We start from the raw sequence: 23,535 nt of genomic DNA on the forward strand, positions 1-23,535 counted from the left end.
TCCTGCCGGGTTCTGGTCACACCTGAACAACAAACAGCCCCGGGAGCCACACATGCTCCCGGGGCCGCTCAGCCAACAATCACTCCGGCTGCTTCGAGTTGCTCGACACCCCCGGCACACCCTCGTGGATGATCTTGCCCGGGTTCAGGTTGTGCCCCGGGTCCACACCCTCGAACAGCACCTTCTGCACGTGCACCCCGGCCTCCGAGATGTCCTGCGCCATCCACGGGGAATGCTCCTCGCCGACACCGTGGTGGTGGCTCACGGTGCCCTTGAGGTCCATGAACGACTGCTGCACGGCCTGCTTCACCGCGTCGTAGCTCTCGAACACCGTCTCGGGGTTCGAGTCGGCGATCGCGAACGTGAAGTACTGGCAGGCACCAATGTGGTAGCTGTGCGAGACGTGGCACATGATGAAGCCCTTGTGCCCGGTCTTCGCGAACGCCTCTTCGGCGCGCTTCACGGTCTCGTCGTGCATGGTCTTGGCATTCGCCCAGGTCGACGTGGTCTCGGACACGTCCGCCGGGATGCCCAGGTCGAGCAGGAAGTCCCTGATGTAGGGGATGTCGAACTTCTTCTCGTCATACATCGAGCCGGGGCCCTTGCCCACGCCCATGCCGCCATGCTTGCGTACCAGCTGCCCCACGAGCCCCTTCTGGAACCGCACATTCGCCGGCGAACCCTCGAAGCCGATGAAGCTCATGCAGATCTGGTCCAGGTCCCAGCCCTTCGACACCATGATCTTCTGCACGGCCTTGTTCACGTACTGGCTGATCTTCGACTTGCCACCGGACGCGTTCGCCATCGAGAATTTGGTCTCATTCGCGTCCGAGACCCGCAGCATGACCGGCGAGGCATCCGAATGGCACACGGCCTCGGCGAACTCCAGCCCGGCATCGTAATTCGGGAAGAAATAGGCCTGGATCTCTTTGGCCTCGGCGATGCGGTGCACATTCATCGAGACCTCGGTGATGATGCCGAGGCGTCCCTCTGAGCCGATCAGCATCTCGCGCACGCTGGGCCCGGACGAGCTGGACGGCAGCGGGTTCAGGTGTAATACCTGCGTGCACTGGCCCGGCACCCGGTCAGCCGCCGTCGCCGAGGGCATCACCACGCGCATGCCGCGGGTCACATCGGCGATGTCGCCGTACTTGTCGGACTGGTTTCCCGACGATCGGGTGGCGACCCAACCGCCGACGGTCGACCAGATGAAGGAGTCGGGGAAGTGGCCCAGCGTCCAACCGCGGGCGTTGAGCTGCTTCTCCATGTCCGGCCCGTACGTGCCGGCCTGGATGCGAGCCAGCCCCGAGACCTCGTCGATCTCGAGCACCTTGTTCAACCGGCCCATGTCGACCGAGACGACCTGGCGCGTCTCGCCCGGCACCGCCTCGAGCGCCGCGACGATGTTCGACCCGCCGCCATAGGGGATCAGCACCCCATCGGCCGCAATCACCGCATCGGCGACCGCAATGACCTCGTCCTCGGTGCCGGGGTAGACGACCACGTCGGGGATGCGCCCCAGGATGCCCTGGCGCAGCCGCAGCAGGTCGCGCACACCCTTGCCGTAGCAGTGGGCCACCCGCACTTCGTCGTCGACGAACAGGTTTGCCGCGCCCACGGCGTCCGTCAATGACTGCTTGAGCGCGTCGCCCAGCTCACAGGCGGGCACGTCCAGGTCTTCGAAGCGGGGCTTCTTGACCGGCACGCTGTCGACGTCGACTCCGATCACGTCACGCACGAACGGCTTGAACTTGGGCTTGTTGTCGATTGAATAGGCGGTGCCCTCGTCGCCCCAGCCCCACCACTTCTGATTCTTGACGCCGGTCACTTGGTCTCCTGGTTCTTGGTGCGCGACTTCTCGATGGCCACTGCGCGGGCGTATTCGGCCATCGTCTTCATGCCATAGGCGCGTGCCGTCGTGTCATGCAATTCGATGACCTTGCGACGGATGCGTTCATTGAAATGATGGGTGATCTCGCCGGGATTAGGGCGCATCGGGTGCCCGTAGACGACGTGGATCGGCGGGCGTCCCTTGGGCATGCCCGACTGGTGCGGTGGAAATGCGGCATAGGCGCCGACGATCGCGACCGGGACGACGGGCACGTTGCGGCTGATCGCCAGACCCGCCGCGCCCGGGTTGAAGACACCCATGGCACCGGTATAGGTGCGTCCGCCCTCGGGGAACAGCAGGATCGGGATGCCATCGGTGAGCAGTGCGGCCGCGAGCCCGCGGTGCGACGCGGCCTTGCGCTTGGCTTTCTCATCCTCGACGGGGCTGCTGCCCGCCGCCTTCTGGGCCTTCTCGGCTGCCCGTTGCTCGGGGGTCTTCTTCGCCCGCCGCTCGACGGGGAACGCGTTGAACAGGTGCGAGACCGAGGCCGAGCGCCACCAGTTGGTGAACCAGTAGTCGGCCGCCGCGCCCGCCGACAGGTAGCGCGCCAGGCGCGGGGGCAGCGAGCCGAAGATCAGCGGGGTGTCAAAGTGGCTCGAGTGGTTGCCGATCACGATGAACGTGGCAGGGCAGTCGTCCAGGTTCTCGACCCCGTGCACGGTCACGTTGAGCGTGCGCCACAGGTAGGGCTTGACCAGCAACATGCGGGTCGCGCGCCGAGCGGCCGCCTGGGCCGGGTTGCCGTACTTGCGCCCCGCGTCACCCTGCTGGCGGCCGTTGGTCAGGTCCTTGTCATCGCTGCGTGCCATCGGGCCTCACTTCTTGCGACGACTGGACGAGAGCTTGTGGCTGAACCAGCGGATGAACCCCTTGGGGCCATGGGTGGCAATCGCGATCGCGATCTTCCACTTCCACGTCGGGATCGACACGATCCTGCCCTTGTCGCTGTCCTTCAGTGCCTCACTGACCAGCACGTCGACGTCGACCCAGACGATGTCGGGCAGGTTCGTCTTCTTGATGTTCGCGCGGTCGTGGAACTCGGTGTGCACCCAGCCGGGGCACAGCGCCGTGACGCGCACGCCGGTGTCCTTCAGCTCCATGGCGAGGCTCTCGGTGAGCGTCAGCACATAGGCCTTGACCGCCGAATAGTTGCCCGCCATGATCCAGGCCGAGGTCGACGACACGTTGATGATGGCGCCCTCGCCGCGGGCGCTCATCGCGCGTCCGGCCGCCCCGCTCAGCTCGAGCACTGCCCACATCATCACGTCATAGGCGCGCTTGTGCAGCGGCAGCGAATCGCGGTCCATGATGCTGGCGTGCAGTCCGAAGCCGGCGTTGTTCACCAGCGTGTCGATGGGTCGCTCGGGGTCTTCGATGCGGTCGGCCACCCGGGTGACGTCGGCCGCGAGCGACAGGTCGGCGGGCAACACCTCGGCGCTGATGCCGTACTGCTGTTCAAGATCGCCCTTGAGGGCTTCGAGGCGTTCGGTGTCTCGTGCCACGAGGACCAGGTCGTTGCCGCGGGCCGCCAGATGACGGACGAACGCGTGACCGATCCCGGCTGTGGCGCCGGTCACCAATGCAGTTGCCATGGAGCCCAACTTACCTGTTTCGGCGACCTCACGTGATGTGGCCCGTGGACGCAGCCCCTGCTCACGAAGGGGTGAGGTGGTTCGCGTTCGCGTCGGCCGCGGCGGCCTCGCCCGGGTCTTGCACTGACAACCATTCGGTGAACGCCGCGGGCGTGTTCAACGCCTCGACCGCCTCACGGGTGCGTTCGGGGTCGTCGAGCACCAGCACTGCCCGCACCGCGCCGGCGGCGAGCACGTCCAGGGTGTCATCATCGACCAGCAGTTGGATGGCACCCAGCACCGCCTCGAGCGCCGGCGGGCCCGTCAGGCCCAGTTCACGCAGGGCCGTCGGCAGCGTGGTCTCGTCCACTTCTTGGTGGTGGCGCGGGTCCCAACGCATCTCGGCGATCTCATCAAGGTTCTCGATGATGTGCACGGCACCGGTGGCGACGAGTTCGCGCACCTCGTTCACACCGGTCTGGATCGACAGGGTCAGCGTGCGCGCATCGGCGGTCGCGAGCAGGCCGACGGCGCTGATCTCGGGTTCAGCGCCGGCGAGGCGCAGGTGGGCGACCTTGATCACCTGGGCGAGTTCGCGCATGGGGGCGGGCATGCAGCACAGATTAGTGCGGGCGGGTGGCGTGTCGATCTGGTTGCAGTCCGTTACATGGGACTGCGCAGGGACGCGCGTGGGCACCCGCACGCGTGGCCCTGTGGCGCGTGCGCGGCCCGGCTCACTAGGCTGCGGGCATGACCGAATTGCGTACGGAACTCACCGGCCCAGGGCTCAGGTGGGGCATTCTCGCCACCGGGTGGATCGCCGAATTGTTCACCGCCGACCTGCGCACGGCTGGGCTCGATGTCGCCGCGGTGGGTTCGCGCACGGCTGGGTCGGCCAAGCGGTTCGCCGAGCAGTTCGAGATTTCCCGGGCCCACGACTCGTACGAAGCATTGTGCGCTGACGACGACGTCGACATCATCTATGTCGCCACCCCGCACCCGATGCACGCCGAGAACGCCCTGACGGCGATCGCTGCCGGCAAGCACGTGCTGGTCGAGAAGGCGTTCACGCTCACCGAGGCCGAGGCGGCACGGGTGCGCGACGCGGCCATCGAGGCGGGTGTGCTGGTCATGGAGGCCATGTGGACCCGCTACCTGCCGCACATGGCACGCATCCGCGAACTGGTCGCTTCGGGTGCTCTTGGCGAGGTGCGGGCGCTGCGCGCTGACCACACCCAGAGCCTGTCGACCGACCCGGCGCATCGGCTGAATGCGCTCGAACTGGGCGGTGGGGCGCTGCTCGACCTGGGCATCTATCCCATTTCGTTCGCCTGGGACATGCTGGGTGCCCCGGTCGAGGTCCGGGCGAGCGGACGACTGGGCGAAACGGGTGCCGATACCGAGGTGGCCACGGTGTTCACCCATGCCGACGGTGCTGTTTCGTCCACGCTGACGTCATCGCGGGTCGCCGGGCCGAACACGGCGTCGGTGCTGGGCACCGAGGCGCGCATCGACATCGACAGTGTCTGGTACACCCCCACCTCGTTCAGGTTGGTCGACTGCGAGGGTGCGGTGCGCGAGACCTGGACCAGTGAGGTCGAGGGGCGCGGCATGCAGTACCAGGCACTGGCTGCGGAGCGGTTCATCGCCGCCGGCCACCTCGACAGCGACCTGCTGCCGATCGACGAGACGGTGGCGATCATGGGCACGCTCGATGAGGTGCGCCGCCAGATCGGGGTGAGCTACCCGGGCGAGTGAGGTGCGGGGTGGACGCCGTGAGCGTGTTCGAGAACTGGGCATGTGCGACGCCGCCGGGCCCACAGGGCCGCTGCCACCCCGAGCAGCCGCCACCGTCGGGCACGCCGCCACCCGAGCACGCCGCCACCCGAGCACGCCGCCACCCCGACCATGCCGCCACCGTCGGGTACACGCCGCGCGGTCTTCAGTCGTCCTGACACCCTTGTGTGCACGTCGACACCCGCACGACGGTGTCGAGGTGCACGCAAAGGTGTCAGCGCGCACCTGGGGCCGTGGTCGCGCACCCCTTCGGGGCACGCCGCTCCCCTTCAGGGCCGCGACGCACCTTTTCGGGCCACGCCGCCCCCTTGAGGGCCCGGCCCACCGGGAGCGCCGTGCACACAAAGGGAGCGTGGTGAACCTGTAGGGGGGCGTGGTGCCGCTGAGGGGGCGCGGTCGTCCACCCCGGACGCCGTGAGCGTGGGTGGACTGGGCGGGGTGCGACGCCGCCGGGCCCGCAGGACCGCCGCCACCCCCGAGCACTTCGCCACCCTGAGCATGCCGCCACCGTCGGGTACACGCCGCGCGCTCTTCAGTCGTCCTGACACCCTTGTGTGCACGTCGACACCCGCACGACGGTGTCGACGCGCACTCAAAGGTGTCAGCGTGCACTCAGGGCAGCAGCCCCTACAACCTCAGCTGTTCTCAATCAGCGCGACAACCTCGCGCGCCATCTTGAGTTCTTCGTTGGTCGGCACCACCAGCACCTTCACGCTCGAGTCCTCGGTCGTGATCGCGCGGGGGTCCTTCGACCGCACAGCATTCGCGTCGGCATCGAGCTTCACCCCGAACGGGGCCAGCCGCTCAACCACCAGCGCACGAATCCAGTCGGCGTTCTCGCCCACGCCGGCGGTGAAGACCAGCGCGTCCAGACCACCGAGCACCGCGGTGTACGAGCCGATGTAGCTCAGCAGCCGGTGCACATAGACCTCCACGCCGGCCTTGGCCTTCTCGTCCCCGGCATCGATCAGCGCCTTCACCTCGCGCATGTCGGTCTTGCCGGTCAGCCCGAGCATGCCCGACTTCTTGTTCAGCCAGGTGTCGATCTCGTCGACCTCCCAACCAAGCTTGCGGTGCAGGAACGCCGCCAGACCAGGGTCAATGTCACCGGTGCGGGTGCCCATCACGAGGCCCTGCAGCGGCGTCATGCCCATCGACGTCTCGACGGGCTGGCCGTGGTCGATCGCCGACGCCGAGGCACCGTTGCCCAGGTGCAGCACGATGATCTTCAACTCGTCACGGGTCGTACCCAGGAACTCGCCGGCGGTGGCGCTCACATAGTCGTGGCTGGTGCCGTGGAATCCGTACTTGCGGATGCCGTACTGGTCGGCCAACTCGGTGTCGACGGCATAGCTGTAGGCCTCGGCCGGCAGCGTGCTGAAGAACGAGGTGTCGAAGATCGCCACGTGCGGCACGTCGGGCAGCGCCGCGACCGCGGCCTCGATGCCGGCCACACCGGCGGGGTTGTGCAGCGGGGCAAGGCCGAACAGTTCCTTCAGCTTCGCCACGACCTCGTCGTTGATCAGCGTCGTCTTCTGGAACGTGCGCCCGCCGTGCACCGTCCGGTGGCCCACGGCGATCACCGAATCGAGGTCGGGCCCATGCTCGCGGAACATGCCCAGCACCGTGTTCAGCGCCTCGGTGTGGTTGGCGAAGTGCTGGTCGATGTGGAATTCCTGGTCGCCGACCTCGTGGTCGAGCGTGCCGACGCCGACGTCACCGACCTTCTGCACCAGGCCCTTGGCCACCACTTCTTCAGTGTCGGCGTCGCTGACCTGGTACTTGATCGAGGACGAGCCGCAGTTCAGCAGCAGGACGAGACGGGCCATGGTCGGTGCCTTTCGGGGTGTGCGGTGGGTCGATGGGGCAGGCGGTCAGGCCTGCCGGGTGGGCTCGGCGAGGCGCGGGTCGCCCTCACCGGCGGGCTGCGCCTCGGACGACGCCTGCTGGCTGGCGCGCGCGGCGTCCATCTGCGCCTGGATCGCGGTGATGGCGACGGTGTTGACGATGTCATCAACCAGCGCGCCGCGCGACAGGTCGTTGACGGGCTTCTTGAGGCCCTGCAGCACCGGGCCGATCGCGACGGCGCCCGAGGTGCGCTGCACGGCCTTGTAGGTGTTGTTGCCGGTGTTCAGGTCGGGGAAGATGAACACGGACGCCTGCCCGGCCACCTCGGAACCCGGCATCTTCTTCTTGCCGACGACCGGGTCGACCGCGGCGTCGAACTGGATGGGCCCCTCGACCTTGAGCTGGGGCTGCTGCTGCTTGACCAGGTCAGTCGCGGCACGCACCTTGTCGACGTCGGCACCCGAACCCGACGATCCCGTCGAGTACGACAACATCGCCACGCGGGGATCGATGCCGAACGCCTCGGCGGTCTCGGCCGAACTGACGGCGATGCTGGCCAGCTGCTCGGCGGTGGGGTCAGGGTTGACCGCGCAGTCGGCATAGACCACGACCTCGTCGGGCATGCACATCAGGAACGACGAGCTGACCACATTGACGCCCGGCTTGGTCTTGATGAACTCCAGGCTGGGCTTGATGGTGTTCGCGGTGGTGTTGACCGCACCCGAGACCATGCCGTCGGCCATGCCGAAGTGCACCATCATCGTCGCGAAGTACGACAGGTCGGTCAGGGTCTCGCGGGCCTGCTCGAGGGTGACGCCCTTGTGGGCCCGCAGTCGGGCGTATTCCTTGGCGAACTTCTCGATGAGCACCCGGTTGTGCGGGCTGACGACCTGGGCGTCGGTGATGTCGAAGCCGAGCAGGTGCGCTCGTCCACGAATCTCGGACTCTTCACCCAGCAGGATGATGTGGGCGACATCGCGCGCGAGCAGGATCGACGCCGACTCGATGATGCGCGGGTCGCTGGCCTCGGGCAGCACGATGGTCTTCTTGTCGGCCCGGGCCCGCTGCATGAGCTCGAACTCGAACATCAGCGGGGTGCGCACCGAGGCGCGTGCGACGTCAAGCGACTTCAGCAGCGCCTCGACGTCGACGTGCTCGGCGAACGTGCGCCGGGCGACCTCGATCTTGCGGGCAGAGCTGGTCATGGTGCCCTGCATGCCGAACAGCCGCTCGGCGGTGGTGTAGGTGCCGGTGCTGGTGAACCCGATGGGCAGGTCGACGTCGGTGCCCGAGAGCAGCCGGTTGATCGTCGAGGGCACGGGGTAGCCGCCGACGAGGATCACCGAGGCCATCGTCGGGAACGTCGCCGACCGGTGCGCCATGATCAGGCCGGGCAGCAGGTCGAGCCGGTCGGACGGCGCGATCAGCGTGAACTCGGGCTCGAGCCGGTCGAGCACGTTCGGCAGGGTCATGCCGCAGACGAGCACACCCAGCGACTCGCGGTCGAGCAGGCGCGGGTCACCGGTCCACAGGCTGGCGTGGGTGGCCTCGAACTGGGCGCGCACGGTGGGGGCGGCGAGCACCCGGTTCTCGGGGATCGCGGCGGTGACATAGGTGGGGTCGATGCCCTTGAGTGCTTCGTTGACCTGGGTGAGCATGTTCGGGTCGACGCGGTTGGCGATGACGCCGATGACGTTCGCGTGGTTGCCCATCATTTCGCCGATGGCCGCGCGCGCGGTGCGCTCGACGGCATCGGGTGAGTCCTTGCGTCCCGAGACCACCATCAGCACGGGCGCGTTGAGGTGCGCCGCAATGGTCGCGTTGAAGTTCATCTCGGTGGACGACAGCGCACCTGCATAGTCGGAGCCCACGACGACGATGGCGTCGAACTTGTCACGGATGCGGCCGAACTTCTCGACGATCAGCGACATGGCGGCGTCGGGGTCGGCCGACATCTCGTCGTAGCTGACGCCGACGGCCTCTTCAAAGCCCTGGCTGATGCCCGGCAGCCCGATCAGCGCCTCGGTCACCTCGTCGCGGCGCAGCGTGCGCACCAGCGGTCGGTAGACACCGACCGACTTCACCTGGGCGCTGAGGGCCTCGACGAGGCCCATGGCGATCACTGACTTGCCGACGCGCCCCTCGGGGGAGGCGATGAACACAACCTTGGTCACGTCAAGAGCTTAACGGTGACCCACGACACATTGCCCGCGGGGGTCCGAAGCGGGACGGTGCCGGGTTGGCTGCCCCGCGGGATCTCAGCCGCCGACTGTGCAACGGGGGCAGCTGACATTCAGGGTGCAGGTTGTCAGCGGCAGGTCAGGTGCGCGGACGAGGGGCAGGTGCAGTCCGCCCCCTCACCTAGACTCACCCCCATGATCGTGATGGGTGGCCATGGTGAGTCCGACGACCCGATTGCCGAGGCGCAGGCTCGCGGCGCCGGGCTGGCGCAGTTCTTCCTGGGCGACCCACAGAGTTGGAAGGCCCCGAGAATCGGCTACCCCGGCGGTGCCGAGGCGCTGAAGGGCGACGCCGAAGCCGCCGGCATCGACCTGTACGTGCATGCCCCCTATGTCATGAACGTGGCCAGCACGAACAACCGCATCCGCATTCCCAGCCGCAAGACCCTGCAGCAGACGCTCACGGCCGCGGCGTCGGTCGGGGCCAAGGGCGTGATCGTCCACGGTGGGCACGTCACCGCGGACGAGGACCCGGCCGTGGGGTTCGAGAACTGGCGCAAGGCCGTCGACGGGCTCGACATCGCCGTGCCGCTGCTGATCGAGAACACCGCAGGTGGCGCCAACGCCATGGCCCGCAAACTCGATCGCATCGACCAGTTGTGGACGACCCTGGCCGGTTCACCGAACTTCGACATGATCGGCTTCTGCCTCGACACATGCCACGCGCACGCCGGCGGCGAAGAACTGGTCGGGCTCGTCGAACGGGTGCTGGGCATCACGGGACGCATTGACCTGATCCATGCGAACGACTCCCGCGACGGGTTCGACTCGGGGGCCGACCGGCATGCCAACTTCGGCGAGGGCTTCGCCGACCCCGACGGCATCGTCGAGGTGGTCAGGCTCAGCGGCGCCCCCGTCGTGGTCGAGACCCCGGGTGGTGTCGAGGGCCAGAAGGCCGACCTGGACTGGCTGCGCGAACGGGTGTGATTCAGCAGTCCTGGGCGCGGAAGAGGCGCCAGCCGCCGTCGATGCGCACGGTCACCTCGCAGATCACGGCAGCTCCCTGCTGGGCGTGGATCGGCGAGCCGACCTTCGCCACGCTCGAGGTGCCGTTCGGCCAGGGCGTCGGCACGCCGGCGCCGGTGCGGTCGTTGATCTCGACGAGGTTGCAGGTGACGCTGCCGAGTTGTTCGCCGGGGGCCGCGGGCGCCTCGCTGAGCAGGTAGGTCTTCGACTGCCACACCACGAGCCCCGGGTAGTCCTCCGCGACCCTCGTGCCTGCTGATGCGCTGACGCCGGGGCACCCGGTCGGTGAGGAGTCACCGGGGCGCGCCGAAGAAGTAGAACGGTTCAGGTTGTAGAGGGTGACCACGACTGCCAGCACGATCACCGCCACAATGGCGGTGATGGTTGCCGGGCGACGCGGCGAGCCACGTTTGGGGGACACCATGTGTGCCTCGCCTTCTTCGACCGATGAAGGGATCAGGGATATCGTCTCACCTTCCCCCCCCGTGTCGAGGGCGCGCCCCTACTAGCTGAGAGTTCGCCTTAGGAACCACCCCGGCATCCACCAGCCCTCGTCCCGCTCAATAAGCTGGCAGGAACGGCCAGCCGAAGGAGCCCCCAGTGAACGATTCGTCCACCATCCGACCCCAATCAGGGGGCGAACCGCTGTCCAACAAGGGGCTCGTCACCGAACACCTCGCCGTGCGCCACCTCGCCCACCTGCTCGCGCAGACCGTCGAGAAGCATGGCGGGCGCGTCGCCACCCGCATCCGTGCGAACGCCGACCTCGACGCCGCACCCCAATGGACGACGCAGACCTACCGCGAGTTCAACGCCCGCATCCAGGCCATGGCCAGGGCGCTGGTGCGCGACGGCATTCAGCGCGGCGACCGGGTGGCGCTGTTCGCCAACAACTGCCCCGAATGGAGCGAGGTCGACTTCGCCCTGCTCACCGTCGGTGCCGTGCCTGTGCCGATCTATGCCACCTCGACACCGGACCAGATCGAGCACATCGTGCGTGATTCCGGTGCCCGCGGCATCGTCGTCGGCGGGGCCAGTGAATCGGCGCGCGTCCGTGAGGCTCGTGCGAACTTGCCCACGATCGAGTTCGTCATCTCGATCCCGGCGCTCGTCGAAGACGACGTCACCCCGCTCGCGCAGTGGCTCGTCCCGGCCACCGACCCGGACGCGGCCGCGCTCGACGAACAGGTCGCCGCCCGCATGGGACAGGCGGCGTCGGACGACCTGGCCTCGATCATCTACACCTCTGGCACCACGGGCGACCCCAAGGGTGTGATGCTCACCCACCAGGCGATGATTGCCCAGCTCGAGGCCGTCGCGACCCTGTTCACGATCACGCCGGACGACCACAGCCTGTGCTTCCTGCCGCTGAGCCACGCCCTGGAGCGGGCCTGGACGACGATTGTCTTCGCCCATGGCTGCATGAACACCTACCTGCCGAACGCGCGGCAGGCGTCCCAGGCCCTGGTCGAGGTCAACCCGACCCTGCTGGTGAGCGTGCCCAAACTGTACGAAACCGTCTACAAACTGGCCCGCGAGAAGGTCGCGTCGTCGGCGGTCAAGCAGAAAATCTTCGACTGGGCGTTCCACGTCGGTGGACGACTGCAGCACGCCTACCGCAAGGGCCGCGAGCCCGGCCTGTGGTGGCGCTCGCAGCTGCCGGTGGCCGACAAGCTGGTGTTCAGCAACATCCGCGCGGCGATGGGCGGGCCCAAGACGGTGCTGGCCTGCGGCGGGGCGCCGATCCGCAAAGAGGTTGAGGAGTTCTTCTCGGCTGCGGGCATCCAGATCTTCACGGGATATGGCCTGACCGAGGCATCGCCCCTTGTCAGCTTCAATTCGAGGCAGGCCTGGAAGATCGGCACCGCCGGCCGGGTCATGGCCGGCGGCGAACTGGCGATCGGTGCCGAATCAGAGATCCTGTATCGCGGTCCGAATGTGATGGCCGGCTATTGGAACAACCCCGAGGCGACCGCCGAGGCGTTCCACGACGACTGGCTGCGCACCGGTGATGCGGGCTACATCGACAATGACGACTTCCTGGTGATCACCGACCGGTTGAAGGACATCATCGTCACCGTGGGCGGCAAGAATGTCGCCCCGCAGCAGATCGAGGGCCTGGTGCTGGCCGACCCCCTGTTCGAGCATGCGGTGCTCGTGGGCGAGGGTCGTCCGTTCTTGACATTGCTGGTGACGCCGTCGATGCCGCAGCTGCGCGAGGTCGCGGCGATGCTGGGCGTGCACCACGAGAAGGACGACGAACTCGTCAGGGACCAGCGCATTCTCGACGCCATGCGCGAGCGGGTGAACCAGCTGACCGCGAAGCTGCCGAGCCATGAACAAATCAGGGACCTGCGGGCATCGCTGGGCGAGGTGACCATGGAGAACGGGCTGCTCACGCCGACATTGAAGGTGCGTCGGCGCGAGGTCGAGAAGAAGTTCCAGGAAGTGATCGACGACATGTACGCCCGGCTGGCCGAGGCACGCCGGGGGCACAAGGCCGATGGTGAGGGGAAGGCGGACCCTGCCGAGAAGTGAGCCTCAGGGGCGCAGCGGGTAGCCCTTGGAGTCCTTCGAATCGGTCGACAGCAGCACGATGCCATCGATGAGCGGCCAGATGTAGCCGAACCCGAGGGTGACGATGGTCACGATGAGCTGGGCGATGGCGATGCCGTAGTGGCCCGTGTAGAACCGGCCGATGCCGAACCCGCCCAGGAAGATCTGCAGCAGGCCGGCGGCGATCTTGGTCTTCTCTGAATAGGGGATGCCGGTCTTGGGGTCGACCCCCCAGGGTGCGCCGGGGACCGCGACGGCGTACCCGGGCGCGGCATACGCCTGGTACGGGGCGGGGTAGCCGACGCCTGTGGCGGCGTAGGGCTGGGCGGCGTAGGGGTCTGCGGCGTACTGGTTGGCAGCGTAGGGATCCGCAGCGTAGCCGGCAGGGGCGGCATACGGATCGCCGGCATACGGGTCAGCGGAGTAGCCCTGCTGGTTGGCGTGGGGCTGTTGGTCCCAGGTGGGCGAGGACGACGACTGGGCGGGCGGCTGGTCCCATGCGGTCGAGGACTGCGGCTGGTCCCAGGTTGGCTGGACCGGCTGCTGGTCCCACGTGGGTGGGGTCGAGGACTGCGGCTGGTCCCAGGTCGGCTGGGCGGGCTGCTGGTCCCATGCGGGTGGGGTCGAGGACTGCGGCTGGTCCCAGGTCGGCTGGGCGGGCTGCTGACCCCAGGTGGGTGGGGTTGACCCGGCGTCCCACGTTGGCGAACCCGCGGGCGCCGACCAGACATCGGTCGACGGGGGCTGCGACTCGTCCGGGGTGGCGGGGTTCGGCACAGGTGAATGCAGCGAGGAATCGCCCAGGCTCGACTGCTGCCACGGCGACTGGTCGAGCGTCGGGTCGCTGAACGATGGGTCGTGCAGCGTCGGGTCGGGCTCGTTCGCTGCCGATGTGGAGGGGTCGTGCGACGGCGGCTGCTCGTCGCGTGATTCGGGGTACAGCGACGACATGATGATGCTCCTGGGATTGACTTCTACCAGCCTATCCCGCCGCAGATCGTCCGATTGATGCCACCATCGAGGCGTGAACTCGAGCGCAACCGCATCAACGCCGACCCCTGAACTGCCCGAACTTCCCGAACCAATCGTGTCGGGCTGGCGCACCGTGCGCAGGAACCCCTCGGCTGCGCTGCTCGTGGTGCAGTTGGCGAGCCTGCTGATCTATCCGTTCGTGGACAATCCCGACAGCACCACCGGCCGCAGCATCGTCGCCCTGCTGGGGCTGCTGGCGCTGGTGATGAGCGTGCGGGTGGTGGCCCAGTCGCCGGTGACGGTGTGGGTCTCGGCCACGGTGGGACTGGCCGCGTTCGGATTGAGCGTCGTCGATGTGGTGACCGGCTGGGCCCAGCCCTGGCACTTCTGGAGCGACATCGCCCACATGGTCTTCTACCTGTGGGCGGCCGTTGCGCTGGTGGGCTACATGGTCAAGGACGTCCATGTCACCGTCGATGAGCTTTTCGCCGTGGGGGCGGCGTTCACCGTGCTGGTGTGGGCATTCGCGCATGCGTATTCGGCATTGCAGTACGTGCAACCGGGCAGTTTCATCGCGGCGATCAATGCCGAGGGCAACCGCAGCTGGATGGAACTGCTCTTTCTGAGCTGCACCACGCTGACGTCGACGGGGCTCTCGGATGTGGTGCCCGTGCGTCCGCTGGCCCGGGCGGTGGTGATGGTGCAGCAGATCGCGGGCATGTTGTACATCGCGATGGTGATCAGCCGGTTGGTGACCTTGCGGGTGGGGCGGGAACGGGCCGTGCGCCGGGGTCGGTGAGGTTGGGCTGGTGCGGCATGATCCTGCGGGGAGCGTGATCAGCCGGCCGGGCGCGCCATGAACCCGGCTGGGCGCCTCCTGATCCCAGGCCGGGCGGCTCCTGAACCCGGCCGCGCGCCGCAGGTCGTCCGCATGATCGCTGCCCTATGTGCACGCCGACACCGTTATGTGCACGCCGACACCGGTCAACAGGTGTCGGGGTGTACCCAAAGGTGTCGACGCGCCCCTTGAATCGTCGCGGCGGACGTTGGGGTGTCGGGCGCGGGGCGATGGGGCCGCTCGGGTTGCACCCCGACAACGAGGTGCCGGGGCAGCGGCGCGACACCCCGCCCCGCCCACAAAGACCAGAGCTGCCCCCGAACACATCGAGGGCAGCTCCGGAAACCAGCGGAAGAACGAGTGCTCAGGCGGTCGGCACCACCAGCGCCGCCCAGACCACCAGTGGGGCGATGACCATGATGCTCATGCCCCAGATCATCAACTGCCTGAACACCCCGTCGCGCTGGCTCGCCTCGGCATTGGCCACCACCAGCGCGCCGTTGGTCGAGAACGGGCTGCAGTCCACGACGGACGATGAGATCGCCAGGGCCGCGATCAGCCCGACGGCGCTGACATCGCCGCGCATCAGGAACGGCACGGCCAGCGGGATCAGCGCACCGATGATGCCGGTGGTCGACGCGAACGCCGACACCACCGCACCGATGAGGCAGATCATCAGCGCAGCGACCAGCGGGGCGCCGATGTTGGCCACCGAGTCGCCCAGCCACTGCACGACACCCTGGTTCTGCAGCAGCCCGACATAGGTCACGATGCCGCCGACCAGCAGCACGGTGCCCCACGAGATCTGCTCGACGGCACCCTTGGCCGACTTGGGGAACACCAGCGTCAGGGTCACCGCGACAGCCAGCGCGGTGAAGCCGACGTCGAGGTTGAAGCCGAGGGCTCCCACGATCAGGGCGACCAGGCCGATGACGGTCAGGGTGCGCTCAGTGTTGAGCTTGTGGGTGTCGCCACGCTGGGCGGTGACGTGCTTGACCTGGCGTTCAGCCTCGACCTTCGAGTGCGGCTCGGTGGTCTCCTGGTTGGCAGTCGTCAGGCCCATGCCTTCTTCGGTCTCGTCATCGAGGTGCGCCAGGGTCGTGGTCTCGCGGCCACGTGCCATCAGCGCTCGTCCACCGAAGGCGAAGAACGCGATCAGGGCGATCAGGAACGCCGCGACGAAGCTCGTCGCGAACAGGAACAGCGGGTTGCCGGGAAGGTTGTTGCGGTCGACGACGCCGTTGGTGATCGAGCCGAAGATGCCGATGGGCGAGAACGAACCGGCGGTCGCACCCTGCACGATCATCATGCCCATCAGCATCGGGTGGATCTTGTAGCGCAGCGCGAAACCCATGCCCACGGGGGCGACGATCGCGACAGCGGCGGGGCTCACCGCGCCGATGGCGGTGACGATGGCGCAGACCACGAACATGGCCCACGGCACCAGGGCGACGCGTCCGCCGACGACTTTGACGGCGCCGTGGACGATCCAGTCGACCGTGCCGTTGTTCTTCGCCAACGCGAACAGATAGGTGACGCCGACGAGTGTGACGAACAGGTTCGACGGGAACCCGTCGAGGATGTCGCCCACCTCGACGTGGTAGACGGTCAGGCCGACGATGAACGCGGCCACCAGCGCGAGCGCACCCATGTTGACACCGCGCACGGTGGCAACCAGGAACACGACCGCGAGGATCAGGAGCGAGAGAATCTCGTGTGACATGAAGCCAGCTTCCGGGACTTGATCGACTGTGATCAGGGACGGGTTGACAGGGACAAGGTTCCAGTCGGTGGATCAAACTGTGACATTCATCACACCGGCCTTCAGTGGTTCACGATACTGCCAGTGGACTAGCCACTGGTCAACTGGTCCACATAGACTTCCGGCATGTCGTCAAGGAGGACCGACGTGACGCCTCTGCGCCGTGAACGGCTCTATGAGAGCCTGGCCGAGCACATCTCGTCATTCATCGATGCCCAGGGCCTGGGCCCGGGCGATCGCCTGCCCAGTGAGCGGCAGTTGGCGGCCGACCTCGGCGTCTCGCGCGCCACCCTGTCACGGGCTCTTGCGGCACTCGAGACGCGCGGGGTGATCCAGGTGCGCCACGGGGTTGGTGCCCTTGTCGCGCCGGGTGCGGCGCATGTCGGGCCGGCGGGCGACAGCGAGACCCTGCCCAGCCTTGATCTTGGTGGACGCCCCAGCGGCGAGATCGCCCAGGCCCGCGAGGCCGTCCTCGCCGGCATCGCCCGGGCCGCCGCTTCGAACCCCCGCGAAGCGCTCAAGGCGGCGCTGCTGGCCGACGACGGGCGCCCGCGCCTGTTCGACGACACCTGGCGGTGCATCAAGCGGCTGGCTGATTCGTCGCTGCTCACCGACCTTGATGACGGGCTGGCGGCCGGCGCCCCACCACCGCCGGACAGTCCCACACTTCGTGGACGCCTCGCCCTGCTGGCCGACGCGATCCTAAGGTCAGACCCGAGCGCGGCAGCGATGGCGTGCACGGGACTGCTCGGGCGTCCGGCCGTCCGCCACGACCCGCACCACCCGCACCACCCACTCGATCCACACCATCCGCAGGTCGACGTCGACCTGAACCAGTGACACCATCCCACCGACCACCGACCCACCAGGAGCACACCAGTGACCAGCCCCCTTCAGGACATCCTCGTCATCGACCTGTCCCGCGCGCTCGCCGGGCCGCACGCCGGCATGATGCTGGCCGACCAGGGCGCCCGCGTGATCAAGGTCGAGTCGCCCGAAGGTGACGAGACCCGCAAGTGGGGCCCTCCCTTCGTCGGGCCCGAGGGTGACATCTCGACCTACTACATGTCGTGCAACCGCAACAAGGAATCGATCACCCTCGACCTGAAGAGCGACGACGGCCGCGACGTGCTCACCCGGCTGGTCAAGCGCGCCGATGTGGTGATCGAGAACTTCCGCCCCGGGGTCATGGACCGGCTCGGCTTCGGCATCGACCACCTGCACGAGCTCAACCCACGGCTGGTCGTGCTGTCGATCAGCGGCTTCGGCCATGACGGGCCCGAGGGGGGTCGTCCGGGCTATGACCAGATCGCCCAGGGCGAGGCCGGCCTGATGTCGCTGACCGGTTCGGGCCCCGACGACCCGCAGCGCGTCGGCGTGCCGATCGCCGACTTGCTCTCGGGCATGAACGGCGCGTTCGGCGTTGTCAGCGCGCTGTACGAACGTGGGCGCACTGGCAAGGGGCGCCACGTGCGCACCAGCCTGCTGGCGTCGGTGGTCAGCGTGCACGCGCTGCAGGGCACCGCGTACACCGTCGCGGGCCAGGTCGGCCGCGCCCAGGGCAACCACCACCCGGCGATCGCCCCGTACGGCCTGTTCGAGGCCTCGGATGGGCCCGTCCAGATCTCGGTGGCCAACGACAAGCTGTGGCAGAACTTCACAGCCGCGTTCGGCATCGACCCGAACACCGAGGGCTTCACGAGCAACCCCGACCGCGTGGCCAACCGCAACCACCTGATCGAGGTCGTCAACGCGGCGTTCGCCGGCTACACCAGCGCCGAGGTGCTCGACAAGCTGGCCGAGGCGGGCATTCCTGCGGGCAAGGTGCGCACGCTCGACGAGGTCTATGAGTGGGACCAGGTCGCCAGCCAGCACCTGATCTACGAGTTCGACCACCCCGTGCTGGGCCGCACCAAGGTGCCCGGCTCGGCGCTGCGCTACGACGAGAACCCCTATTCGGGTGGGCGCGCGCAGGTGCTGCCGCCGCCCGCGCTCGGTGAGCACAACGAGTCGGTGCGTGCGTGGCTGGACGAGGACGCCTCATGAGCGCGGCACCTGTCACCCAGCCCGGCACCACCCCCAGGCCGGTGCGCCGCAACGCCCGTGAGCTCATCGCCGAGGTCTTCGACGAGGGCTCGTGGGTCTCGTGGGACGAACCGGTCGCCGATGAACCCGACTTCGGCGAGGCCTATGTCGCCGACCTCGACAGGGCCAGGGCCAAGTCTGGCGAGGACGAGGCCGTCATCACCGGCGAGGGCACCATCAACGGCCACCGGGTCGCAGCCATCGTCTCGGAATTCAACTTCCTCGCTGGTTCGGTGGGGGCCGCGGCCGCCGAGCGCATCGTCCGGGCCTTCGAGCGGGCCACCGTCGAGCGGTTGCCTGTCTTTTCGGGCACCGCGTCGGGCGGCACCCGCATGCAGGAGGGCACCCCGGCGTTCGTGACCATGGTCAAGATCACCGCGGCCGTCGCGGCGTTCAAGTCGCAGAACCTGCCCTACATCACCTATCTGCGCCACCCCACCACCGGCGGGGTGTTCGCATCGTGGGGCTCGACGGGGCATGTGACCGTGGCCGAGCCGGACGCGACCATCGGCTTTCTGGGGGCGCGGGTCTTCGAGGCGCTGTACGGCGAGAAGTTCCCCGAGGGCGTGCAGACCGGTGAGAACCTGTTCGCGCATGGGCTGGTCGATGCGGTGCTGGCCCCGAAGGCGCTGCGCAAGGTCGCGTCGCGGCTGCTGGATGTGCTGCGGCCCGCCGACCACGACCCGCAGCCGGTGCCCGCGGCGAACCCCGACGAGTTGCCCGACGTGCCGGCCTGGGAGTCGGTGTTGAAGACCCGTCGCCCTGATCGTCCGGGGTTCAGGACGCTGATGCGTGTCGGCGCCGAGCCGTCGCTGTCGCTGTTCGGCACCGGCGCGGGCGAATGGGACCGCACGCTGGGGCTGGCGCTGGCCCGGTTCGACGGGTTGCCCTGTGTGGTGATCGGCCAGGACCGGCGGGCCGAGGCTGCGGACAAGCCGTTGTCGCCGTCGGGGTTGAGGGTGGCGCGGCGCGGCATTCGGCTGGCGCGTGAGCTGAACCTGCCGCTGATCTCGGTGATCGACACCGCCGGTGCGGCCCTGTCGAAAGAGGCCGAAGAGGGCGGGATGGCCGGCGAGATCGCCCGCTGCCTGCACGACCTGGTGACGCTGCAGGTGCCGACGATCTGCGTGCTGCTGGGGCAGGGCACCGGCGGTGGGGCCTTGGCACTGCTGCCGGCCGACCGGGTGATCTGTGCGGAGCATTCGTGGCTGTCGCCGCTGCCGCCCGAGGGGGCCTCGGCGATCCTGTACCGGACGCCCGAGCGGGCCCCGGAACTGGCGGCCCAGCAGGGCGTGCGCTCACGCGACCTGCATGCGGCGGGCATTGTCGACCGGATCGTGCCGGAGCTGCCCGACGCGGCCGACGAGCCGGAGGCGTTCACGCACCGGATGGCGGCGGCGATCAGCGATGAGGCGGCGCGGTTGTTGGCGATGCCGGCTGATGAGCGGCTGACACGGCGGATGGAGCGGTACCGGCGACTGGGGGTGTAAGGGGGCCGATCATTGGTCGATCCGGCACCGTCTGAGGTGCTGGATCGACCAACGTTGGGCCTGGGTGCCCCGGCTCGCCGGGGTTATCCACAGGTTGGCGGGGGTCGCCGCGAACTGCTCCCCTCACCCGCAACGCTGGGCGCATGAAACCACGTGCGCAGGTTCCCGAGCAGCTCGAGGTGCTCGCCTCGAACCAGGGCGGGCTGGTCACCCGTGAGCAGGCGCTGGCGGCAGGGCTCAGCGCACGGCAGATTGCGGGTCTGGTCTTGCGCGGCGCCTGGGCCAGGCTCGCCCGCGGTGTCTTCGCCGTCCGGTTCTCGTCGCGCAGCTGGGACGACCTGGCCTGGGCCGGTGTGCTGCTGGCCGGCGATGGCGCCGCGCTGGGCGCCGAAGCGGCGGCACACCTGTACGGGTTCGCGCCCGCGTCCTTGCCCATCGACGTCTGGATCACCAGCGGACCGGGGGCGACGAGGCCGCGCATACCCCTGGACCAGCCCGACGGGGTGGTGTGGAGGTTCCACAGGGGCGAACGCAAGGTCGTGGGTTCGCCGCCGCGCACCAGCATCGAGCAGACAGTGCTCGACCTGTGTGCCGGTGCCGATGCCGACCAGCAGAGCCACTGGCTCGGCCAGGCCCTCGCCAACCGTCGGACGACCGTGACCCGGTTGACGCGCGCGCTCGACGACGCCCCCCGGCTCACCGGCCGCGGCCAGCTCGCCGAACTGCTCGAGGTTGCCGGTGGTGGTTCACACAGCCCGCTCGAGGTGCGCTACCTGCGCGATGTGGAACGTGCCCACGGCCTGCCCCACGGGGTGCGCCAGCAGTCGGTATCCAGTGGCACCCGATCAGACATGGTCTATGACGAGTTCAACCTGATCGTCGAGCTCGATGGCCAGCTGGGGCACCGGGGCGCCGGTGAGCTCCGGGATTCCTGGCGTGATGCCCGACACCTGAGCCGTGGGCTGGGCACGCTGAGGTTCGGCTGGCCCGATGTGGTGCGTCGGGCCTGTGAGATGGCTGCACTCATCGCCGCGGTGCTGCAGAACAACGGCTGGACGGGGCAACTTCGGCCATGCAGGGCATGCAGGGCGGCGGCGTGATGCGTCCGAGGCCCGTGAAGGGGTGGAAACGCCTCATCTTAGGTCGATCCGGCACCGTCTGAGGTGCCGGATCGACCACCGTCGGCCCTTTCCGCCCTCAGGCCCGGGCCGCCGCCCTCGCCGCCGACGGCAGTGCCGCCACCACTCGGTCCAGGGCCCGCGCATCATGGGCGTCCGAGACGAAGCACACCTCGAACGCGCTCGGCGGCAGGTAGACCCCCTGCGCCAGCATCTCGGCATGAAAAGCAGCGAATGCCCTCGTGTTCTGGGTCCTGGCGCTGGCGTAGTCCGTGACGACCTTGTCGGTGAAGAACACCGAGAAGATCGTGCCGATGCTGTTGATGGTGTGCGGCACCGACTCCTGGGACAGGGCCTCGTGCCATGCCGCCTTCAGTCGCGCCGCCTTGTCGTTGAGCCGGCCGTACAGTGCCTCGTCCAACAACTGCAGCTGCGCCAGCCCCGCCGCGGTGCCCAGCGGGTTGCCCGACAGGGTGCCGGCCTGGTAGACCGGCCCGGACGGCGCCAGCAGGTCCATGAGCTCGGCGCGTCCACCGAACGCGGCCAGCGGCAGGCCGGCGCCGATCACCTTGCCGAAGGTGAACAGGTCGGGCACCCAACCCTCGTCGGCCCCGTCGAGGCCCCAGTAGCCCTGCGCGGACGACCTGAAGCCGGTGAGCACCTCGTCACTGATCAGCAGGGCGCCGTGTTCATGGGCGAGGTCGTGCAGCCCCTTGTTGAAGCCCGGCCCGGGCACGATGGCGCCCATGTTCGCGGGGGCCGCCTCGGTGATGATGGCCGCGATCTGGTCGGGGTGGGCCGCGAACGCCGCACGCACCGCGTCGAGGTCGTTGTAGGGCACCACGATGGTGTCGGCCGCAGTCGCTGCCGGCACCCCCGCCGAGCCGGGGATCGCGAACGTCGCCGCCCCCGACCCGGCCTCGGCCAGCAGCCCGTCTGAATGGCCGTGGTAGCAGCCGGCGAACTTGATGATCTTGTCGCGTCCGGTGGCCCCGCGCGCGACCCGGATCGCGCTCATGGTGGCTTCGGTGCCCGAGTTGACCAGCCGCACCTTTTCGACCGGCATCAGGGCCACGATGGCGGCGGCCAGCTCGGCCTCGCCCGGGTGCGGGGCGCCAAAGCTCAGCCCGCGGCTGGCGGCCAGGTTGACGGCCTCGAGCACCGCCGGGTGCGCATGCCCCAGGATGATCGGCCCCCACGAGCAGACCAGGTCGACGTATTCGTTGCCGTCGACGTCGTACAGGTACGGCCCGCGTGCGTGGCTGATGAACGGTGGGGTGCCGCCGACGCTGCCGAAGGCCCTCACGGGCGAGTCGACGCCCCCGGGAATCAGGTGCTGCGCCTGGCCGAACAGTTCGGCGCTGCGCTTGAGCGGGTGACGGCGGTTCATGCGTGGGCCCCTTCACGAATCCAGGTGGCGGCCTCGATGGCCGCATACGTCAGCACGATGTCGGCCCCAGCCCGGGCGAAGCTGGTCAGCGATTCGAGGATGACCCGCTGCCGGTCGATCCAGCCGCGTTCGGCCGCGGCCTGGATCATCGCGTATTCGCCCGAGACCTGGTAGGTCGCCACCGGCACCGGGGAGGCCTCGGCCACCCGGGTGAGCACGTCGAGGTAGGGCATGCCGGGCTTGACCATGACGATGTCGGCACCCTCGGCAATGTCGAGCTCGAGTTCGTACAGCGACTCGCGCAGGTTGGCCGGGTCTTGCTGGTAGGTGCGCCGGTCGCCCTGCAGGGACGAGTTCACGGCCTCGCGGAAGGGGCCGTAGAACGCCGAGGCGTACTTGGCGGTGTAGGCAAGGATCGTCACGTCATCGAAGCCCGCGTCGTCCAGGGCATGCCGGATGACGCCGACCTGCCCGTCCATCATGCCGGAGGGGCCCACGACATGCGCGCCGGCCTCGGCCTGGGCCACCGCCATTTGGGCATAGACCTCGAGGGTGGCGTCGTTGTCGACGCGCCCCCGCTCGTCGAGCACGCCGCAGTGGCCGTGGTCGGTGAACTCGTCGAGGCACAGGTCGGTCATGATCAGCAGGTCGTCGCCGAACTGCTCGCTGAGGCGTGCCGTGGCCAGGTTCAGGATGCCGTCCGGGTCGACCGCCCCCGAGCCCACGGCGTCCTTGGCCTCGGGCACGCCGAACAGCATGATGCCGCCGACGCCCGCCTCGAGTGCGCGGTGCCCTTCGGCGACGAGCGAGTCGAGGGTGTGCTGGACGACCCCCGGCATCGAAGTGATCGGCTGGGGTTCGGTGGCGCCCTCGCGCACGAACACCGGCAGCACCAGCGCAGAGGGGCGCAGCGTGGTCTCGCGGACGAGTGCCCGCATCGGCGCCGACTGGCGCAGTCGCCGCGGCCTGACCGGCAGGTGGTACTGGTTCATGATCAACTCCTCGTCGTGG

At 68.4% G+C, this 23,535-nt stretch carries 19 protein-coding genes; 8 read left to right on the plus strand and 11 right to left on the minus strand.

The annotated features are described in order from the left end of the window. Positions 1–79: 79 nt before the first annotated feature. The 4 genes from ACQCX5_RS06000 to ACQCX5_RS06015 all read right to left on the minus strand — a co-directional run bounded on the left by ACQCX5_RS06000 (position 80) and on the right by ACQCX5_RS06015 (position 4,075). Complete coding sequence (locus ACQCX5_RS06000) at positions 80–1,828, minus strand: FAD-binding oxidoreductase (RefSeq protein ID WP_434541102.1); 1,749 nt, start codon at positions 1,826–1,828, stop codon at positions 80–82. After that, positions 1,825–2,700, minus strand: a complete 876-nt coding sequence (locus tag ACQCX5_RS06005) for a lysophospholipid acyltransferase family protein (RefSeq protein WP_434541103.1) — start codon at positions 2,698–2,700, stop codon at positions 1,825–1,827. Before ACQCX5_RS06005 ends, ACQCX5_RS06000 begins: the two co-directional genes overlap by 4 nt. Positions 2,701–2,706: 6 nt before the next feature. Further along, entirely contained in the window at positions 2,707–3,483 is a 777-nt protein-coding gene (locus tag ACQCX5_RS06010; RefSeq protein WP_434541104.1) for an SDR family NAD(P)-dependent oxidoreductase, read from the minus strand. Between the two features lie 61 nt (positions 3,484–3,544). Continuing rightward, on the minus strand, positions 3,545–4,075 hold the full coding sequence (locus tag ACQCX5_RS06015) for a hypothetical protein (RefSeq protein WP_434541105.1): 531 nt from the start codon (positions 4,073–4,075) through the stop codon (positions 3,545–3,547). A 137-nt stretch (positions 4,076–4,212) separates the two neighbouring features. On the opposite strand from ACQCX5_RS06015, the gene ACQCX5_RS06020 reads away from it, so the two are divergent. Beyond that, positions 4,213–5,220 carry a Gfo/Idh/MocA family protein gene (locus ACQCX5_RS06020; protein ID WP_434541106.1) on the plus strand — a complete coding sequence of 336 codons (1,008 nt, stop codon included), beginning with the start codon at positions 4,213–4,215 and terminating at the stop codon, positions 5,218–5,220. 674 nt (positions 5,221–5,894) lie between these two features. On the opposite strand, the gene ACQCX5_RS06025 is transcribed toward ACQCX5_RS06020, so the two are convergent. Together ACQCX5_RS06025 and pta are read right to left on the minus strand one after the other, a co-directional pair. Then, a complete protein-coding gene (locus tag ACQCX5_RS06025) occupies positions 5,895–7,088 on the minus strand; it encodes an acetate/propionate family kinase (RefSeq protein WP_434541107.1) in 1,194 nt (397 codons plus the stop codon). 45 nt (positions 7,089–7,133) lie between these two features. Beyond that, positions 7,134–9,281 (minus strand): phosphate acetyltransferase, encoded by a 2,148-nt coding sequence (pta, locus tag ACQCX5_RS06030; RefSeq protein ID WP_434541108.1) that lies wholly within the window; start codon positions 9,279–9,281, stop codon positions 7,134–7,136. 201 nt (positions 9,282–9,482) lie between these two features. Between pta and ACQCX5_RS06035 the strand changes: the two genes are divergently transcribed. Further along, a complete protein-coding gene (locus tag ACQCX5_RS06035; RefSeq protein WP_434541109.1) occupies positions 9,483–10,274 on the plus strand; it encodes a deoxyribonuclease IV in 792 nt (263 codons plus the stop codon). A 1-nt stretch (position 10,275) separates the two neighbouring features. Here ACQCX5_RS06035 and ACQCX5_RS06040 read toward each other — a convergent pair whose 3' ends face one another. Continuing rightward, complete coding sequence (locus ACQCX5_RS06040; protein ID WP_434541110.1) at positions 10,276–10,737, minus strand: hypothetical protein; 462 nt, start codon at positions 10,735–10,737, stop codon at positions 10,276–10,278. Between the two features lie 176 nt (positions 10,738–10,913). On the opposite strand from ACQCX5_RS06040, the gene ACQCX5_RS06045 reads away from it, so the two are divergent. After that, positions 10,914–12,851, plus strand: a complete 1,938-nt coding sequence (locus ACQCX5_RS06045; RefSeq protein ID WP_434541111.1) for an AMP-dependent synthetase/ligase — start codon at positions 10,914–10,916, stop codon at positions 12,849–12,851. A 3-nt stretch (positions 12,852–12,854) separates the two neighbouring features. Here ACQCX5_RS06045 and ACQCX5_RS06050 read toward each other — a convergent pair whose 3' ends face one another. After that, on the minus strand, positions 12,855–13,820 hold the full coding sequence (locus ACQCX5_RS06050) for an NINE protein (protein WP_434541112.1): 966 nt from the start codon (positions 13,818–13,820) through the stop codon (positions 12,855–12,857). Between the two features lie 73 nt (positions 13,821–13,893). Here ACQCX5_RS06050 and ACQCX5_RS06055 point away from each other — a divergent pair, with 73 nt between their 5' ends. Then, positions 13,894–14,640 carry a potassium channel family protein gene (locus tag ACQCX5_RS06055; RefSeq protein WP_434541113.1) on the plus strand — a complete coding sequence of 249 codons (747 nt, stop codon included), beginning with the start codon at positions 13,894–13,896 and terminating at the stop codon, positions 14,638–14,640. Positions 14,641–15,043: 403 nt separating this feature from the next. Here the strand turns inward: ACQCX5_RS06055 and ACQCX5_RS06060 are convergent, their stop codons facing one another. Continuing rightward, positions 15,044–16,402: an SLC13 family permease gene (locus ACQCX5_RS06060; protein WP_434541114.1), complete on the minus strand. Its 1,359-nt coding sequence runs from the start codon at positions 16,400–16,402 to the stop codon at positions 15,044–15,046. A gap of 165 nt (positions 16,403–16,567) precedes the next feature. Between ACQCX5_RS06060 and ACQCX5_RS06065 the strand changes: the two genes are divergently transcribed. The 4 genes from ACQCX5_RS06065 (at position 16,568) to ACQCX5_RS06080 (ending at position 21,116) form a co-directional block, all read left to right on the plus strand. Continuing rightward, a complete protein-coding gene (locus ACQCX5_RS06065) occupies positions 16,568–17,281 on the plus strand; it encodes a FadR/GntR family transcriptional regulator (protein WP_434541115.1) in 714 nt (237 codons plus the stop codon). Positions 17,282–17,320: 39 nt separating this feature from the next. Next, positions 17,321–18,487, plus strand: a complete 1,167-nt coding sequence (locus ACQCX5_RS06070) for a CaiB/BaiF CoA transferase family protein (protein ID WP_434541116.1) — start codon at positions 17,321–17,323, stop codon at positions 18,485–18,487. Further along, the gene (locus ACQCX5_RS06075; protein WP_434541117.1) at positions 18,484–20,016 is read left to right on the plus strand and encodes a carboxyl transferase domain-containing protein; all 1,533 of its coding nucleotides are present in this window, start codon (positions 18,484–18,486) and stop codon (positions 20,014–20,016) included. The genes ACQCX5_RS06070 and ACQCX5_RS06075 overlap by 4 nt, the downstream gene beginning before the upstream one ends. 143 nt (positions 20,017–20,159) lie before the next feature. Further along, positions 20,160–21,116, plus strand: a complete 957-nt coding sequence (locus ACQCX5_RS06080) for a type IV toxin-antitoxin system AbiEi family antitoxin domain-containing protein (RefSeq protein WP_434541118.1) — start codon at positions 20,160–20,162, stop codon at positions 21,114–21,116. Positions 21,117–21,213: 97 nt separating this feature from the next. Here ACQCX5_RS06080 and hemL read toward each other — a convergent pair whose 3' ends face one another. Both hemL and hemB read right to left on the minus strand, forming a co-directional pair. Next, positions 21,214–22,524: a glutamate-1-semialdehyde 2,1-aminomutase gene (gene hemL, locus ACQCX5_RS06085; RefSeq protein ID WP_434541119.1), complete on the minus strand. Its 1,311-nt coding sequence runs from the start codon at positions 22,522–22,524 to the stop codon at positions 21,214–21,216. Continuing rightward, a complete protein-coding gene (gene hemB / locus ACQCX5_RS06090) occupies positions 22,521–23,516 on the minus strand; it encodes a porphobilinogen synthase (RefSeq protein WP_434541120.1) in 996 nt (331 codons plus the stop codon). The genes hemL and hemB overlap by 4 nt, the downstream gene beginning before the upstream one ends. Positions 23,517–23,535: the final 19 nt, after the last annotated feature.

The organism is Aestuariimicrobium sp. G57 (assembly GCF_050110855.1).
Classification (GTDB): Bacteria; Actinomycetota; Actinomycetes; order Propionibacteriales; family Propionibacteriaceae; genus Aestuariimicrobium.